The organism is Pseudomonas sp. QTF5, assembly GCF_000512695.2.
GTDB lineage: Bacteria > Pseudomonadota > Gammaproteobacteria > Pseudomonadales > Pseudomonadaceae > Aquipseudomonas.
On record NZ_AZRW02000006.1, the window covers coordinates 1 to 16,153 of the forward strand.

The following is a 16,153-nucleotide window of genomic DNA, read 5'->3' on the forward strand; positions in this document are numbered from 1 at the left end:
TGGTTGGCATACATGCACCTCTTCAACATGTTATGCCCGAACACAAAATTTATGACAGTCCCTTGTTAAAGGCGTATTTCCATGCACCCACAAAAAACCCCGGATCAACCGGGGTTCTTCTTCAACGTCGCAGCTCAGCCTTTATAGGCAGCAACCGACTTGGTGATCGCGTCGCGGGCGGCATCTGCGCCGGCCCAGCCTTCGATCTTCACCCATTTGCCTTTTTCGAGATCTTTGTAGTTCGCGAAGAAGTGCTCGATCTGCTGAATCAACAGCGCAGGCAGATCGGTGTATTCCTTCACATCGACGTACAGCTGGGACAGCTTGTCGTGTGGAACCGCGATCACTTTGGCATCGCCGCCGCCGTCGTCGGTCATGTTCAGGATGCCTACCGGACGCGCGCGGATTACCGAACCTGGAGCAACCGGGTAAGGCGTCACGACCAGCACGTCGAGGGGATCACCGTCGTCAGCCAGGGTGTTCGGGATGTAACCGTAGTTGGCCGGGTAGAACATCGGGGTGGCCATGAAACGGTCAACGAACAGGCAGTCGCTGTCTTTGTCGATTTCGTATTTGATCGGCGCGTGGTTGGCCGGGATCTCGATCGCGACGTAGATGTCGTTCGGCAGGTCTTTGCCAGCCGGAATCTTGCTGTAGCTCATTGGGCGGTGCCCCCGTAGTTGACCAAAAACACTTGGCCGGATTGACCAAAAGTGGCGGCGATTATAGGCATATTCTGCCGTCGTTGCCATGCGCCAGAGGTCGTAGAGACCCAGGTGCCCGCTAGTCGTGTGCCTGATAGACCGGGTTCTCGGCCAGAAGTTGCTTCAGCCTCGCCAGTGGATCCTGCCGGTAAAACAGCTTCAACTGCTCATAAACCTGTGGATAAGCCTCGTGCAACAAATCCGGGGCGCTGAAGAAGTATTCGCTGGTGACCGCGAAGAACTCGGCGGGGTTCTCCGCTGCGTATGGGTCGATGGCGGTTTCAGCATCAGGGTTGCGGTCCAGTTGCCGGTCGAGGTCACTGTAGGCCTCTTGCATGACCTTGGCCCAGTCGCTGACGCGCATGTCGGCATGCAGCGGTGGCAGGCCATTGGCGTCGCCGTTGAGCATGTCGAGTTTGTGCGCGAGTTCGTGGATGACCAGGTTGTAGCCTTCCCAACCACCGCTGGCCATCACGCCGGGCCAGGCGAGGATGATCGGGCCTTGCTGCCAGGCTTCGCCGCTATGTTCGCCGTCCCATTCGTGTTCGACGCCGCTGGCATCGCGATGGCGCTGGGGACTGAGGAAATCGTCGGGGTAGAGGATGATTTCATGAAAGCCCTGATACCAGTTCAGATCGCCCAGATGCAGCAGCGGCAATTGGGCCTGGGCGGCAAGCAGCAGGCGTTGCTCCAGGTGGAGTTCGACGCCGGGCAGGGCGGTCAGGTGTTTGTCTTGCAGGAACAGCACGCAGGCTTCGCGCAGCCACTGGTCTTCGGCTGCGCTGAGGCCATCGAGAAAACTCAAGTGATGGCGCACCCGTTGCCACATGTCGTCGGCAATCGGATGCCTGGCCAGGGTGCGCTGGCGTCGCCAGGCGCTAAGGGACCACATCGTGAGTCAGCGGGGTTCGGCTTTGGACGCAGCATGACCGAGGCGGCTGCGGATCACGCTGATGATCATCGGCAGCAGCGACAGCAGGATGATGCCCACCACCAGCAGCGACAGGTTTTTCTTGATGAACGGTACGTTGCCGAAGAAGTAACCGAGGGTGACCAAGCCACCCACCCAGAGGATGGTGCCGAGGACGCTGAAGGCAAAGAACCGTGGGTAAGGCATTTTGCCAATGCCAGCGACGAAGGGGGCAAAGGTGCGGATGATTGGCATGAAGCGCGCCAGGGTCACGGTTTTGCCGCCGTGCTTGTCGTAGAAGTCATGGGTTTGTTGCAGGTAGTCGCGGCGGAAAATTTTCGAGTTCGGGTTGCGGAACAACCGTTCGCCAACGGTGCGGCCGATCACGTAGTTGGTGCTGTCACCGAGAATCGCCGCCAGCATCAGCAGGCCGCCCAGCAGCACCGGATCCATGCCGCCACCGGCCGCCACGGCGCCCGCGATGAACAGCAGGGAATCACCCGGTAGGAACGGCATTACCACCAGACCGGTTTCGCAGAAGATCACCAGAAACAGAATGGCGTAAATCCATGCCCCGTAGTTAGTCACCAGCAGGTCGAGATAAACATCGAGATGCAGGATAAGGTCGATCGGGTTGAAATCCATGGAAAGCACCTGTGGTGATGGCCCGACTCTGCAGGCCTGTGCGGATGGCTTCGCGTAAGACTACAGCTAAGTGTGATTTTTCTTACGAGCCGGAAGAATGGGCATTATACGGGGGAAGAGGTGAAAAACGCGTCGAGTTTGTAGCGGGGGATGTCGATGGGTCGATCACAGGTCCTATTGGCTTTGCACAATCCTGGTGGCGAGGGAGCTTGCTCCCGCTGGAGTGCGAAGCGCTCCTTGTCCTGCGGTGTATCAAGAAAATTAACCTGTTGGTTTTACGACTGCTGCGCAGCCGAACGGGAGCAAGCTCCCTCGCCACAAAAGCCCCCCGCATCACGCTGTGCGTTACAGCCCGTCACTGATCGGCAACACATAGTTCTTGAACTCTGTATCTTCCTTGAACCCGATGGATTCGTAGGTTTTCTGCGCGACTTCGTTATTGCTGCTGGTGGAAACGCGCATGCGCACGGCATTGGTCTCCTTGGCCATTTTTTTCGCGGTGCGGATCAGGTTGTCGGCCACCAACTGGCGGCGGGCGTCTTCGGCGACGTAGATGTCGTTGAGGATCCACACGCGTTTAAGCGAAAGAGACGAAAAGCTCGGGTACAACTGACAAAAACCCATCAGTTTGTTGTTGTCGTCATCGGCCAAGGCCAGGTAGATCACCGATTCCTTGCGCCGCAGGCGTTTCTCGAGGAACGCCCGGGACGAGTCCGGATACGGCAGGGAACCGTAAAACTCACGATATTTGACGAACAACGGGGTCAGCAGGTCGAGGTGTTCGAGGGTCGCTTGAATAATCCGCATGGTAGGTCTCGTCTTCAAGTGGCTGTCTTACGTGGTGACGGCGACGGGAAACCCTGGCGGCCGTGCATCGATCCTGCCTGAAACCTGAATAGAAACGCAATGCGGAAACGGTTCAGGTATCCGACGGGCTCAGTAGGAAATTACCTTTCATATCTGCACCAATGTCCGACTCCAGCGTCTGAACCTGGGCTTCGTCCTTCAGACTGACCCCTGATAACTGCCGCCGACAGGCTTCGCGCATCAAATACAGCAAGCGGTGTGCCGCCATGCCGTAACTCAAGCCTTCGAGCCGAACATTCGAGATGCAGTTGCGATAGGCATCTGTCAGTCCGACTTTGGGATTATAGGTGAAATACAACCCCAGGCTGTCTGGCGAGCTCAAGCCGGGGCGTTCGCCGATCAAAATGACCACCATTTTGGCGCCCAGCAGCTCGCCAATCTCGTCGGCCACCGCGACTCGGCCCTGTTCCACCAGAATCACCGGCGACAGGGACCAGCCTTCAGCGGCTGTCTGTTCTTCCATGCGCGCCAGAAACGGTAAGGTGTGGCGATGAACGGCCAATGCCGAGAGGCCATCGGCCACCACGACGGCCAAATCCACCCCGCCAGGATGGCTCCGTGCGTAATCGCGCAGGGTCTGCGCCGATTGGTCACTCAACTTGCGCCCCAAATCGGGGCGCTGCAGATAGCTGTTCCGGTCCGTGGCGGCGCTGTGCAGCAGCAAACTCTCACGTCCGCGCTCGACCAGTTGCGAACTGAGCCCCCTGTGATCGAACGGCAGGTGCACCGCATCCCGGGCTTGTGCATGGGCGTACTGAAAATCCAGCTGCGCGCTGGTCGGCATACTGGTGCCTGTACGACCGAGGGCAATACGTGCCGGGGTCAGGCGACGCAGTTCCAGCAACGGGTTTTGCGGATCGACAGGTAGTTTATCCATCTCAATACTCATCCCAGTTGCGCCATGGCCTGACGAAAGGCCGGCGGCAGGTTGTCGCCGAAGTGAATTTTGCCGTCTGCCTGGGTGAATATGCCCATGTTCGCCAGCCACTGTTCAAATTCCGGCGCCGGTTTAAGGCCCAAGGTTTTTCGGGCGTAAAGGGCGTCGTGGAACGACGTGGTCTGGTAATTGAGCATGATGTCGTCGGAACCGGGAATGCCCATGATGAAGTTGATCCCGGCCACGCCCAGCAGGGTCAGCAGGGTGTCCATGTCATCCTGGTCGGCTTCGGCATGGTTGGTGTAACAGATGTCGCAACCCATGGGCACGCCCAGCAGCTTGCCGCAGAAGTGGTCTTCGAGGCCGGCGCGGATGATTTGTTTGCCGTTGTAGAGGTATTCCGGGCCGATGAAGCCTACAACGGTGTTTACCAGAAACGGTTTGAAATGGCGCGCCACGGCGTAGGCGCGGGTTTCGCAGGTCTGTTGATCGATGCCGTGGTGGGCGTTGGCAGACAAGGCGCTGCCCTGACCGGTCTCGAAATACATCAGATTTTGGCCCAACGTGCCGCGATTCAGGCTTAAACCCGCGTCATAGCCTTCCTGCAAGACGTTCAGGTTGATGCCGAAACTGGCGTTGGCCGCTTCAGTGCCGGCGATCGACTGGAACACCAGGTCCAGCGGAACGCCGCGATTCACCGCCTCGATGGACGTGGTGACGTGGGTCAGCACGCAGGCCTGTGTCGGAATTTCGTAGCGCTGGATGATCGCATCGAGCATTTCCAGCATGGCGCAGATCGAAGCGATGCTGTCGGTGGCCGGGTTGATGCCGATCATCGCGTCACCGTTGCCGTACAGGAGGCCGTCGAGAATGCTCGCGGCGATGCCGGCCGGTTCGTCGGTGGGGTGATTGGGTTGCAGGCGTGTCGAGAGCCGGCCGCGCAGACCCAGAGTGCCGCGGAATTTCGTGACCACGCGGATTTTCTGCGCCACCAGCACCAGGTCCTGCACACGCATGATCTTTGACACGGCGGCGGCCATTTCCGGGGTCAGGCCCGAAGCGAGGGCGCGCAGGCTCTGTTCGTCGGCGGCGTCGCTGAGCAGCCAGTCACGAAAGCCGCCAACAGTGAGGTGGCTGACCGCTTTAAAAGCCTGTTTATCGTGAGTGTCGATGATCAGCCGGGTGACTTCATCGGTCTCGTAAGGAATCAGTACTTCTTGTAGGAAGTGAGTCAGCGGGATGTCAGCCAGGGCCATCTGCGCGGCCACCCGCTCGCCATCATTGAGGGCGGCAACGCCGGCCAGAAAGTCCCCGGAGCGCGCCGGGCTGGCTTTGGCCATGACGTCTTTGAGACTGTCGAAGCGGTAGGTCTGGGCGCCGACGGTATGGGCAAATACGGCCATGGGGCGGTGTCCTCCTGATTCAATAAATAACTCAAATGCACCGCCGACCCCCTGTGGGAGCGGGCTTGCTCGCGAAGGCGTTCTGACATCCAACATGTGTTGTGAATGACACTCCGCCTTCGCGAGCAAGCCCGCTCCCACATGAGAACTGCGTGCACTTCAATATGGCAGGCGCCGGGAATCAGCCCGGCGCCGGTGCAACTCAGACGCCTTCGAGCATCGCATCCGCCGGCGCGTCGGAACGCTGCTTGGCAGTCAGTTGGAAATACAGGTAACCGGCCGCCATGAACCCGAGGAACACACACCCGATCAAGGTGTTGAACCACGCCATCGCCACCAGGCATACCACCGCCAGAAACAGCGCGATCCCCGGTACGATCGGGTAACCCGGCGCACGGAAGGTGCGTTCCAGGTTCGGCTCGGTTTTACGCAACTTGAACAGACTCAGCATACTGATGATGTACATCACGATGGCGCCGAATACCGACATGGTGATCATCGCAGCCGTCAGCGTCATGCCCTGCAGGTTGACCAGGCCGTCGCTGTAGATCGCCGCGATGCCGATCACGCCGCCGGCCAGAATCGCCCGGTGCGGCGTCTGGAAGCGCGACAGTTTGGCCAGCCCTCTGGGCAGGTAACCGGCGCGAGCCAAGGCGAAGAACTGTCGCGAGTAGCCAAGAATGATCCCGTGGAAACTCGCCACCAGGCCAAACAGGCCGATCCATACCAGCATGTGCATCCAGGTCGAATTATTGCCAACCACGGCTTTCATCGCCTGAGGCAGCGGATCGTTGATGTTCGACAGTTGGCGCCAGTCGCCGACACCGCCAGCCATCACCATGACGCCGATGGCCAGGAACACCAAGGTCAGAATGCCACTGACGTAAGCCCTGGGAATCGTGCGTTTCGGGTCTTTGGCTTCCTCGGCGGCCATGGCTGCGCCTTCAATGGCGAGGAAGAACCAGATCGCGAAAGGTATCGCCGCAAAGATGCCGGGAATCGAGGCCATGGTGAATTCGTTGGAACCTGACCAACCATTGAGCACGAAATTGCTGAAGCTGAAGCCCGGTGCGACCACGCCCATGAACACCAGCAACTCGGCGACCGCCAGCACGGTGACCACCAATTCGAAAGTGGCTGCGATGCTCACGCCGAGGATATTCAAACCCATGAACACGAAATAGGCGCCAACAGCGGCGATCTTCGGGTCCAGTTCCGGGTATTGCACGTTGAGGTATGCGCCGATGGCCATGGCAATTGCCGGTGGCGCAAAGACGAATTCGATCAGGGTGGCAATCCCGGCGATCAGTCCGCCTCTTTCACCAAACGCCCGACGACTGTAGGCAAACGGCCCGCCAGCGTGGGGAATGGCGGTGGTCAATTCGGTGAAACTGAAGATGAAGCAGGTGTACATCGTCGCCACCATCAGGGCGGTGACGAGAAAACCCAAGGTGCCTGCGGTGCCCCAGCCGTAACTCCAGCCGAAATACTCGCCGGAAATCACCAGGCCGACGGCAATGCCCCATAAATGCAGGGTGCCGAGTGTGGGTTTGAGCTGTGTAGTAGAAGTCATAAGTCCTCTCTGTCTTTTTTATTGTTTGATCTGTTGGACTTTCGGGTATGGCGTTTTAGGTGTAGAGCGGGCACGCAAAGCCCATGCCAGACCAGCAGGGCGATGATTGGTGTGTCATTTAGGGCGCCTTCGCGAGCAAGCCCGCTCCCACATTGGGCCTGCGGTGTGCCTGCAAGTCTGGGCACGTCGGAAATCTAGTGTGGGAGCGGCGGTGCGGCGATCCGACTTGCTCGCGAAATCGGTTCGAAGGGCGATACAGAACTACCCTGCATCGCCCCCGGTTTTTAGAAGAAGCCCAACGGATTGATGTCGTAGCTCACCAGCAGGTTTTTGGTCTGCTGATAGTGATCGAGCATCATTTTGTGGGTTTCACGACCGACGCCGGACTTTTTGTAACCACCGAACGCGGCATGCGCCGGGTACAGGTGGTAGCAGTTGGTCCACACACGACCGGCCTTGATGGCACGGCCCATGCGGTAGGCGCGGTTGATGTCGCGGGTCCAGAGGCCGGCACCCAGGCCGAACTCGGTATCGTTGGCGATGGCCAGGGCTTCGGCTTCGTCCTTGAAGGTGGTGATGCTCACCACCGGGCCAAAGATTTCTTCCTGGAACACGCGCATTTTGTTGGTGCCCTTGAGCAGGGTCGGCTGGATGTAATACCCGGTCGCCAGGCTACCCTCGAGTTTTTCTACCTTGCCGCCGGTCAACAGCTCGGCGCCTTCGCCTTTGGCGATTTCCAGGTACGAAAGGATTTTGTCGAACTGCTGCTCGGATGCCTGGGCGCCGACCATGGTGTCGGTGTCCAGTGGGTCGCCACGTTTGATTTGCAGGACTTTGTTCATGACCACTTTCATGAACTCGTCGTAGATCGATTCCTGCACCAGGGCGCGGGACGGGCAGGTGCAGACTTCGCCCTGGTTGAAGAACGCCAGCACCAGGCCTTCGGCGGCTTTCTCGATGAAAGTCGGTTCGGCTTGCATGATGTCGGCGAAGAAGATGTTTGGCGACTTGCCACCCAGCTCCACGGTGGACGGAATGATGTTTTCGGCGGCGCATTTCATGATGTGCGAGCCGACGGGGGTAGAGCCTGTGAAGGCGATCTTGGCGATGCGCTTGCTGGTGGCCAGGGCTTCACCGGCTTCTTTGCCAAAGCCTTGCACCACATTGAGTACACCGGGTGGCAGCAGGTCGCCGATCAGTTCCATCAGCACGGTGATGCCCAGTGGCGTTTGCTCGGCAGGTTTAAGGACCACGCAGTTGCCAGCGGCCAGGGCCGGGGCGAGTTTCCAGGCGGCCATCAGAATCGGGAAGTTCCACGGGATGATCTGCCCGACCACGCCCAGCGGTTCATGGATGTGATAGGCCACGGTGTTGCCGTCGATCTCGGCGGCGCTGCCTTCCTGGGCGCGGATGCAACCGGCGAAGTAGCGGAAATGGTCGGCGGCCAGCGGGATGTCGGCGTTGAGGGTTTCGCGAACGGCCTTGCCGTTGTCCCAGGATTCGGTGATCGCCAGCACTTCCAGGTTCTGTTCGATGCGATCGGCGATTTTCAGCAGGACCAGCGAGCGTGCCTGGGCGGACGTGGCGCCCCAGGCATCGGCGGCGGCATGGGCAGCGTCCAGGGCCTTTTCGATGTCTTCGGCGGTGGAACGCGGGAATTCGGCAATAGGTTGGCCGTTGACCGGCGAGGTATTGGTGAAGTACTGACCTTTGACAGGCGCGACGAACTCGCCGCCGATGTAGTTACCGTATTTGCTCTTGAACGAAACGATAGCGCCTTCAGTACCGGGGTGAGCGTAACGCATGATGGGTTTCTCCTTGGCTTTTGTGCTTATAAGGGAGGACGCGCTAAAGCGCTGCATTAAGCGTAGAGCAAAGCTCGGGCCAGCGCCTTGCAGGTCAGGTAAATCAAGGCCTTGCGTGTTTTTTGTCGGACGGATGGGTGGTGTTTGTGACGCTTGCGGTACAGCCCCTGTGACACTTTGTACCGTTTGTGGCGCAGGCTGTGACTGGTGGGTCTTGCCAGCATTGCAATGCGTCGATGGCTGGAGGATGCTGGGCCTCAAATTGCCACACAGGTAATCCTTCTGTAGTGAGAGGGCTTGCCCCCGTTGGGCTGCGAAGCAGCCCCCAAACTCGATTTCCCGGATACACCGCGTACACAGGATTTACGACTGCTGCGCAGCCGAACGGGGGCAAGCCCCCTCGCCACAGGAGTGGCCAGGTAAGTACTCACCTCTCGGGGAGAATAATAAGAAATGCACGACAACCATTTGAGTCGCCATGCCCAGCAAGTGCTGACCGTGACCCAGGGTAAATCCCACCTGCACGGTCCCGGCAGCGATCCGTCCATTGCCCGTTCCTGGCTGCGTTGTCTTGAGGACTATCACCTCGACCCGGCCCTGACCATGGCGCCGACGGTGCTGGAGCATGGCCGCGTGCTGGAAAGTCGCGAACGCTTGCAGCAAGTGCTGCAGATTGCCGGCAACGAAATGACCAGCCTTCACCAGCAACTTTCCGGCGCCGGCCACGCGGTGCTGCTGACCGATGCTCGCGGGGTGATCCTCAACTGCGTCACCGCGCCTACCGAACGGAAGATTTTCGAGCGCGCCGGCCTTTGGCTGGGCGCCGACTGGAGCGAAGCCTGCGAAGGCACCAATGGCATCGGCACCTGCCTGGTGGAGCGCCAGTCCCTGACCATCCATCAAGACGAACATTTTCGGGGGCGTCACACCGGCCTGACCTGCTCGGCGAGCCCGGTGTTCGATCCTCATGGAGAGCTGCTGGCGGTGCTCGACGTGTCTTCGGCGCGTCACGAGGTTTCGCGGCAGAGCCAGTTCCACACCATGGCTCTGGTCAATCTCTCGGCGAAGATGATCGAGAGCTGCTATTTCCTGCGTTACTTCGACAATCAATGGTTGCTGCGCTTTCACCTACAGGCCGAATCCGTCGGGCTGTTCAGCGAAGGGTTGCTGGCGTTCGACGGGGAAGGGCGGATCAGTGCGGTCAATCAGAGTGCGCTGAATTTGCTGGGGCATATTCGTGGTGGGTTGTTGGGCAAACCGGTGGAGGCGTTTTTCGACTGCTCTCTGGATGAATTGCTCGGCCGGGCGAGCGCCAATGCCAGCGCCAGTTGGCCGTTGCGCACCCGCGACGGGCGGCGGCTGTTTGCCGTGTTGCGCGGGCAGCCGCGCAGTATTCCGGTGCCAGTGGTGCAAAGCCCGATGCTTGCAGAGCGTCCGCGCTTGTCAGGCATTTGCCTGGGGGATGCCGCGTTGCAGGAGGATTTCCGCAAGGCCTTGCGCGTGTTTGAACGGGACGTGCCATTGCTGATCAACGGCGAAACCGGTTCAGGCAAGGAGGCCTTCGCCAAAGCCGTGCATCAGGCCAGTCAACGGGCAGAAAAATCGTTCGTCGCCCTCAATTGCGCGGCGATTCCCGAAAGCCTGATCGAGAGCGAACTGTTCGGTTATCGCGGCGGCAGCTTCACCGGTGCCCGCAAGGAAGGCATGCGTGGCAAGTTGCAGCAGGCCGATGGCGGGACTTTGTTCCTCGATGAAATCGGTGACATGCCGCTGAGCATGCAGACCCGTCTATTAAGGGTTCTGGAAGACCGTCAGGTGGTGCCGATTGGCGGTGAGCCGGAATCGGTCAATGTGCGGATCATCAGCGCCACTCACCGCAATCTGCTTGAACGGGTGCAGGACGGCAGTTTTCGCGAGGATTTGTATTACCGGCTCAATGGGCTGGAAGTCGCATTGCCGGCGCTGCGTGAGCGCGCTGACAAATCACAGTTGCTCGACTTTTTGCTGGCCGAAGAGGCGGGCGGGGAGACGGTATTGATCGACGGGCCGGCGCGGCAGGCCTTGCTGGATTTTGCCTGGCCGGGGAATGTGCGGCAGTTGCGCAATGTGCTGCGGACCCTGGCGGCATTGTGTGATGGCGGTCGGATCGGCCTGGGGGATTTGCCGGCGATGATTCGCCAAGCCCGAACGGTGACAGTACCGGCGGTTGAAGCCCCGTCCGAGTATCCGCTGGACGATGCCGAGCGGCTGGCGTTGCTGACTGTGCTGGAGCAGCAGCGCTGGCACATGACGCACACGGCTGAACAGCTGGGTGTCAGCCGCAATACTCTTTACAGAAAGCTGCGTAAACACGGTATCGCCCGTTAAACAGCGTCGCGGCCATTCGCGAGCAAGCCCGCTCCCACATTTGATCGGTGGCGTTGCCTATGTTGTGTTCGCTGCAGAACCAGTGTGGGAGCGGGCTTGCTCGCGAAGGCGTCCTCAAGTCAGAAACAAAGGTGCGATTTTCCCCTTCCTACGCTAACCTGCGGCCATGTTTTACGAGGTCGACTATGCACATTCATATTCTTGGTATTTGCGGCACTTTCATGGGTTCGATGGCGGTTCTGGCCAAAGAGCTGGGCCATCACGTGACGGGCTCCGATGCCAACGTCTATCCGCCGATGAGCACTCAGCTGCAAGCCCAGGGCATTGAGTTGACCCAAGGTTACGACCCGGCGCAGCTCGATCCGGCCCCGGACCTTGTGGTGATCGGCAATGCCATGTCTCGCGGCAACCCGGCCGTCGAATACGTGCTGAACAAAGGCCTGCCGTACGTCTCCGGCCCGCAATGGCTGGCGGATCACGTATTGCAAGGCCGCTGGGTGCTGGCGGTTGCCGGCACACACGGCAAAACCACCACCAGCAGCATGCTCGCCTGGGTCCTGGAGCACGCGGGCATGAGCCCGGGTTTCCTGATCGGCGGCGTGCCGCAGAATTTCTCGGTGTCGGCGCGTCTGGGCGGCACGCCGTTCTTCGTGATCGAAGCCGACGAATACGACAGTGCGTTCTTCGACAAACGCTCCAAATTCGTTCACTACCGTCCGCGTACGGCGATCCTGAACAATCTTGAGTTCGATCACGCCGACATCTTCCCCGATCTGCCAGCCATCGAGCGGCAGTTTCACCATTTGGTACGGACCATTCCGAGCGAAGGCCTGGTGATCCATCCAACCACTGAACCGGCATTGCAGCGTGTTATCGACATGGGCTGCTGGACCCCGGTGCAAACCACCGGTGCCGGCGGTCAGTGGCAGGTCAAACTGCTCAGCGAAGACGGCTCGAAGTTCGAAGTGATGTTTGAAGGCGTCGCTCAAGGCGTGGTCGAGTGGGACATGACCGGTCAACACAACGTCGCCAACGCCTTGGCCACCTTGGCCGCTGCGCGTCACGTCGGCGTAGTGCCGTCGATGGGCATCGCTGCACTGAGCGCGTTCAAAAGCGTGAAGCGGCGGATGGAAAAAGTCGCGGAAGTCCGTGGTATCACCATCTACGACGATTTCGCTCACCACCCGACCGCTATCGCCACCACCCTCGACGGTCTGCGCAAACGCATTGGCGACGCGCCACTGATCGCGATCATCGAGCCACGCTCCAACTCCATGAAACTTGGCGCTCACCGCGATGGCTTGCCGGAAAGTGTGGTCGATGCCGATCAGGTGATCTGGTATTCGCCGGCCAACCTCGGTTGGGATCTGGGCGCCACTGCCGCGTTGTGCACGGTGCCGTCGATCGTCAGCGATTCGCTGGAAGGCATCATCGAGCGCGTGAAGAGCCAGGCTCAGCCCGGCACGCACGTGGTGATCATGAGCAACGGCGGCTTCGGCGGGCTGCACGGCAAACTGGCCGAGGCGCTGCAATGAACAACGGTCCGGAACGCATCACGCTGGCGATGACCGGCGCTTCGGGTGCTCAGTACGGCTTGCGCCTGCTCGACTGCCTGGTGCGTGAAGACCGCGAGGTGCACTTCCTGATCTCCAAGGCCGCGCAACTGGTGATGGCCACCGAGACCGATGTTTCGCTGCCGTCCAAACCGCAAATGATGCAAGCCTTCCTCACTGAATACACCGGCGCCGCCGCCGGGCAGATTCGGGTGTACGGCAAAGAAGACTGGATGTCGCCGGTGGCTTCGGGGTCTGGCTCGCCAGCGGCAATGGTTGTGGTGCCATGTTCCACCGGGACCTTGTCGGCTATCGCGACCGGCGCCTGCAATAACTTGATCGAACGGGCTGCCGACGTGACCTTGAAGGAGCGCCGCCAGCTGATTCTGGTGCCGCGCGAGGCGCCGTATTCGAGCATTCATCTGGAGAACATGCTCAAGCTGTCGAACATGGGCGTGACCATTCTGCCCGCGTCGCCGGGCTTCTATCACCAGCCGCAGACCATCGATGACTTGATCGACTTCGTCGTGGCGCGAATTCTCAATCTGCTGAACATTCCGCAAGATATGCTGCCGCGCTGGGGCGAACACCATTTGAGCAGCGATGAATAAACTGCTGATCATCCTGTTGGCTGTGCAACTGGCGGGTTGCGCCACGGCGCGCACCCTCGATGCTGCCAAGCCTGGAGCGCCGGTGGTGTATTCGGGGACGCGTCTGGATTTGTATGCGATGAATGGCGGGTGCTGCGCCATGGACAGATTCGGTGCCGAAGCGCCGAGTTATCCGGGTGTTGACCTGCCGGCCAGTGTGTTGCTCGACACGTTGCTGTTGCCGCTGTCGTTGTTGACGGTGATTGGCGTAAGTTTTCAAGCGACGGGTGGTTTGTAGCGCTCGGCTTTGAATCGATGTTGCGCCCTTCGCGAGCAAGCCCGCTCCCACATTTGATCTGTGTCGTTCACAAATCCAATGTGGGAGCGGGCTTGCTCGCGAAGGCGTCCGTTTGGGCTCCGCTGAATTACTTGCCTAACTTGCGCAACTCATCCGACTCGACAATCCGCACGCCATCCTGCTCTTCCAGCGCCAGGCGCCACATGGCGCGGGCCAGTTGGCAGGCTTCGATGCCGTGGTACTTGCCCGGAATCAATCGCGACAACGGACCGGCGACTTTCTCGCCCAGTCGTGGCTCGACGCGATCGCCCAATAACAACGAAGGCCGGCAAATGGTCAGCTGCGGCCAATTCTGCGCGCGCAATGCGTGTTCCATCTCGCCTTTGACCCGATTGTAGAAAATCGAGGATCTGCGATCGGCGCCCAGGGCGCTGATCACGATCAAGTGCCGTGCGCCCATTTCACGCGCACGCTTGGCGAAGGCCACGACCATGTCCAGGTCCACCGCGCGAAACGCTTGCTCGGAGCCGGCTTGTTTGATTGTGGTGCCGAGGCAGCAGTAGGCAATGTCGACGCGACCGTTCAATTGCGGCAAAAACACCGCCGGGTCGCCGACCGGGTTTTCCAGGTGGGGATGCTCGGCCAGCGGCCGGCGTGAGGGGGCTAATACCCGTGTAATCGTTGGCTCGTTGAGTAGACGGTCAAGCAAATGTTCACCGGTTAACCCGGTGGCTCCGGCAAGCAATACATGCTGAGGCGTCAAGTACATAGTCATTCCCCCTTGATACTATTCAGCTTAGTTGCTCTTTTCATCCTTGCTGATAGAGACACTTTGCAGTGCCTTTCGTGCCTGCTGTTTGCGTAACGATTGCCAGTGGGCGAGAACGGTTTTCGGGGCCCAGATTTGCGGCTCGGAGGCTTCGAAGTTATCGGCCAGTTCACGTTCGGCCACGGTGGCCCTGGCCAGTTTGAAGGCTTGCTCCAGATCATCGGTCTGGTTCAGCGCCTGGGCGAACAGCGCATCGCCGAAATAAGTGAAGTTGGCTTCTTCCGAACACCCAAAGGACACTCGGTCGGCGCGCGAGGCGGTCATGATCAGGGTGCGTTCGTCCTTGAGGGCGGGGATGAAACCGCCGGAATAACAGGACGAAATCACGATGATTTTGTCGCGCTTTTTCAGGGGCGCGAGGACAGCGGCGAGTTCGTCGGCGGGCAAGTCGGCCAGTTCCATGCGTGGCTGGTCGAGCACCAGTTCGTGTTCACTGGAGCCATGGCTGGTCAGGTAAATGAACAGCAAGTCTTCCGGGCCACTGCGCTCAGCCAGGGTCTGGGCGGCGCGGCGCAGGTTTTCCCGTGTGGCCATCGGCCGGTCACCGAGGTGGTCGCGATGGTTGACCAAGCGGATCTGGCCGAAGGCGCCGAAACGGCTGGCGAGCATGTTGGCGACGTAATCGGACTCGCGCAGGAACACGCTCTGCTTGCCGTCGCCGCCGAGGGTCAAGGTGTACAGTTCGACCGCCGGGGTCGAGGCCGGGACGTTAGCCAGCGCATCGTCGAGCAAGCGACCTTGGGCCAACAAGCCGAGTTCGAGGGGGTCGGGCAGCAGCTTGCCGTCGGCGTCGCGCACGCGCTGACTGTTGACCCAGGTGCCGCTCTGGACCGTGCCATCGGTCAGCACCAGAGTACCTTTGCCCTGATAGTTGTCGCCGTCGAACTGGCCGATATAGAAGCTGCCATCGGCCAGGTTCAAGCGCCCCTGGCCGGTGAAACGCCAGTCGCTGAACTGACCGATATAGTGACTGCCGTCGGCACCGATCAACTCGCCTTTGCCGCTGAGCACGCCTTCCTTGAACTGACCGAGCCAGACATCGCCGTCAGCGTTTTCGTAGCGGCCCTTGCCATGCAGTTGATTGTTCTTGAAACCGCCGACATAGATATCGCCATCGGCGCTGTTGAAGGTGCCATTGCCTTCCAGCTGGCCGTCGGCGAAATGCCCGGTGAACTGATTGCCGCTGGCATCGCTGCGCTGGCCTTCGCCGTTGGGTTTGCCGTGGGCGAATTGCCCCTGGTACTGGCTGCCGTCTTCGAGTTCCAGACGACCGAGCCCTGAATATTGATCGGCCTTGAATTCGCCGCGGTAGGTCATGGCGTTTTCTTTGAGGGTGCCTTCACCGTCCCGTCGACCCGCCTTGAAACCGCCGGTATAGCTGCTGCCAGTGGTGGTCAGCGTGCCTTGGCCGTCGAATAGCCCTTGCTGGAATTGCCCGCGATAGACCTCGCCGTTGCTGCCGTGCCATTCGCCCTGGCCATGCCATTGGCCTTTGTCGAACTGGCCGGCGTACCAGCTGCCGTTCGGGTAATCGATGCGGCCCTCGCCTTGCAGCAAGCCGTTGACCAGATCACCGCGATAGCGTCCGCCGTCCGGCAGGCGGGCGTCGGGAGGCAACAGCGATTCGCCATCGCCGCAAGCGGTGAGCAACAGGGTCAAAGCAAGGAGTGCAAGTGAGCGCATAGCGGGATCCGGGCAATTAGGCGACCGAGTATGCCGCAGCTATGTGTCG

The 16,153-nt window shown here is 60.0% G+C and carries 14 protein-coding genes; 4 read left to right on the forward strand and 10 right to left on the reverse strand.

Going from position 1 to position 16,153, the window contains the following annotated elements; translation table 11 throughout:
• Nucleotides 1–134: 134 nt before the first annotated feature.
• From ppa to IC37_RS06550, 8 genes are all read right to left on the reverse strand, one after another.
• Complete coding sequence (gene ppa, locus IC37_RS06515; RefSeq protein ID WP_007894323.1) at nucleotides 135–662, reverse strand: inorganic diphosphatase; 528 nt, start codon at nucleotides 660–662, stop codon at nucleotides 135–137.
• 121 nt (nucleotides 663–783) lie between these two features.
• The gene (locus IC37_RS06520; protein WP_030129563.1) at nucleotides 784–1,596 is read right to left on the reverse strand and encodes a zinc-dependent peptidase; all 813 of its coding nucleotides are present in this window, start codon (nucleotides 1,594–1,596) and stop codon (nucleotides 784–786) included.
• 6 nt (nucleotides 1,597–1,602) lie between these two features.
• A complete protein-coding gene (locus IC37_RS06525; protein ID WP_030129562.1) occupies nucleotides 1,603–2,259 on the reverse strand; it encodes a DedA family protein in 657 nt (218 codons plus the stop codon).
• Nucleotides 2,260–2,604: 345 nt separating this feature from the next.
• Entirely contained in the window at nucleotides 2,605–3,066 is a 462-nt protein-coding gene (locus IC37_RS06530) for an N-acetyltransferase (protein ID WP_030129561.1), read from the reverse strand.
• Nucleotides 3,067–3,178: 112 nt separating this feature from the next.
• Complete coding sequence (gene eutC / locus IC37_RS06535; protein ID WP_030129560.1) at nucleotides 3,179–4,003, reverse strand: ethanolamine ammonia-lyase subunit EutC; 825 nt, start codon at nucleotides 4,001–4,003, stop codon at nucleotides 3,179–3,181.
• 8 nt (nucleotides 4,004–4,011) lie between these two features.
• On the reverse strand, nucleotides 4,012–5,406 hold the full coding sequence (locus tag IC37_RS06540) for an ethanolamine ammonia-lyase subunit EutB (protein ID WP_030129559.1): 1,395 nt from the start codon (nucleotides 5,404–5,406) through the stop codon (nucleotides 4,012–4,014).
• 202 nt (nucleotides 5,407–5,608) lie between these two features.
• Nucleotides 5,609–6,979, reverse strand: a complete 1,371-nt coding sequence (eat, locus tag IC37_RS06545; protein WP_030129558.1) for an ethanolamine permease — start codon at nucleotides 6,977–6,979, stop codon at nucleotides 5,609–5,611.
• Nucleotides 6,980–7,263: 284 nt separating this feature from the next.
• On the reverse strand, nucleotides 7,264–8,784 hold the full coding sequence (locus tag IC37_RS06550; protein ID WP_030129557.1) for an aldehyde dehydrogenase family protein: 1,521 nt from the start codon (nucleotides 8,782–8,784) through the stop codon (nucleotides 7,264–7,266).
• A gap of 453 nt (nucleotides 8,785–9,237) precedes the next feature.
• Between IC37_RS06550 and IC37_RS06555 the strand changes: the two genes are divergently transcribed.
• The 4 genes from IC37_RS06555 to IC37_RS06570 all read left to right on the forward strand — a co-directional run bounded on the left by IC37_RS06555 (nucleotide 9,238) and on the right by IC37_RS06570 (nucleotide 13,592).
• The gene (locus IC37_RS06555; RefSeq protein ID WP_030129556.1) at nucleotides 9,238–11,151 is read left to right on the forward strand and encodes a sigma-54-dependent Fis family transcriptional regulator; all 1,914 of its coding nucleotides are present in this window, start codon (nucleotides 9,238–9,240) and stop codon (nucleotides 11,149–11,151) included.
• A 185-nt stretch (nucleotides 11,152–11,336) separates the two neighbouring features.
• A complete protein-coding gene (mpl, locus tag IC37_RS06560; RefSeq protein WP_030129555.1) occupies nucleotides 11,337–12,686 on the forward strand; it encodes a UDP-N-acetylmuramate:L-alanyl-gamma-D-glutamyl-meso-diaminopimelate ligase in 1,350 nt (449 codons plus the stop codon).
• The gene (ubiX, locus tag IC37_RS06565) at nucleotides 12,683–13,315 is read left to right on the forward strand and encodes a flavin prenyltransferase UbiX (protein ID WP_030129554.1); all 633 of its coding nucleotides are present in this window, start codon (nucleotides 12,683–12,685) and stop codon (nucleotides 13,313–13,315) included. The genes mpl and ubiX overlap by 4 nt, the downstream gene beginning before the upstream one ends.
• Complete coding sequence (locus IC37_RS06570; RefSeq protein ID WP_030129553.1) at nucleotides 13,308–13,592, forward strand: YceK/YidQ family lipoprotein; 285 nt, start codon at nucleotides 13,308–13,310, stop codon at nucleotides 13,590–13,592. The genes ubiX and IC37_RS06570 overlap by 8 nt, the downstream gene beginning before the upstream one ends.
• Before the next feature lie 127 nt (nucleotides 13,593–13,719).
• Here IC37_RS06570 and IC37_RS06575 read toward each other — a convergent pair whose 3' ends face one another.
• Nucleotides 13,720–14,361 (reverse strand): oxidoreductase, encoded by a 642-nt coding sequence (locus tag IC37_RS06575; protein WP_030129552.1) that lies wholly within the window; start codon nucleotides 14,359–14,361, stop codon nucleotides 13,720–13,722.
• Nucleotides 14,362–14,388: 27 nt separating this feature from the next.
• On the reverse strand, nucleotides 14,389–16,104 hold the full coding sequence (locus IC37_RS06580) for a C13 family peptidase (protein ID WP_030129551.1): 1,716 nt from the start codon (nucleotides 16,102–16,104) through the stop codon (nucleotides 14,389–14,391).
• Nucleotides 16,105–16,153: the final 49 nt, after the last annotated feature.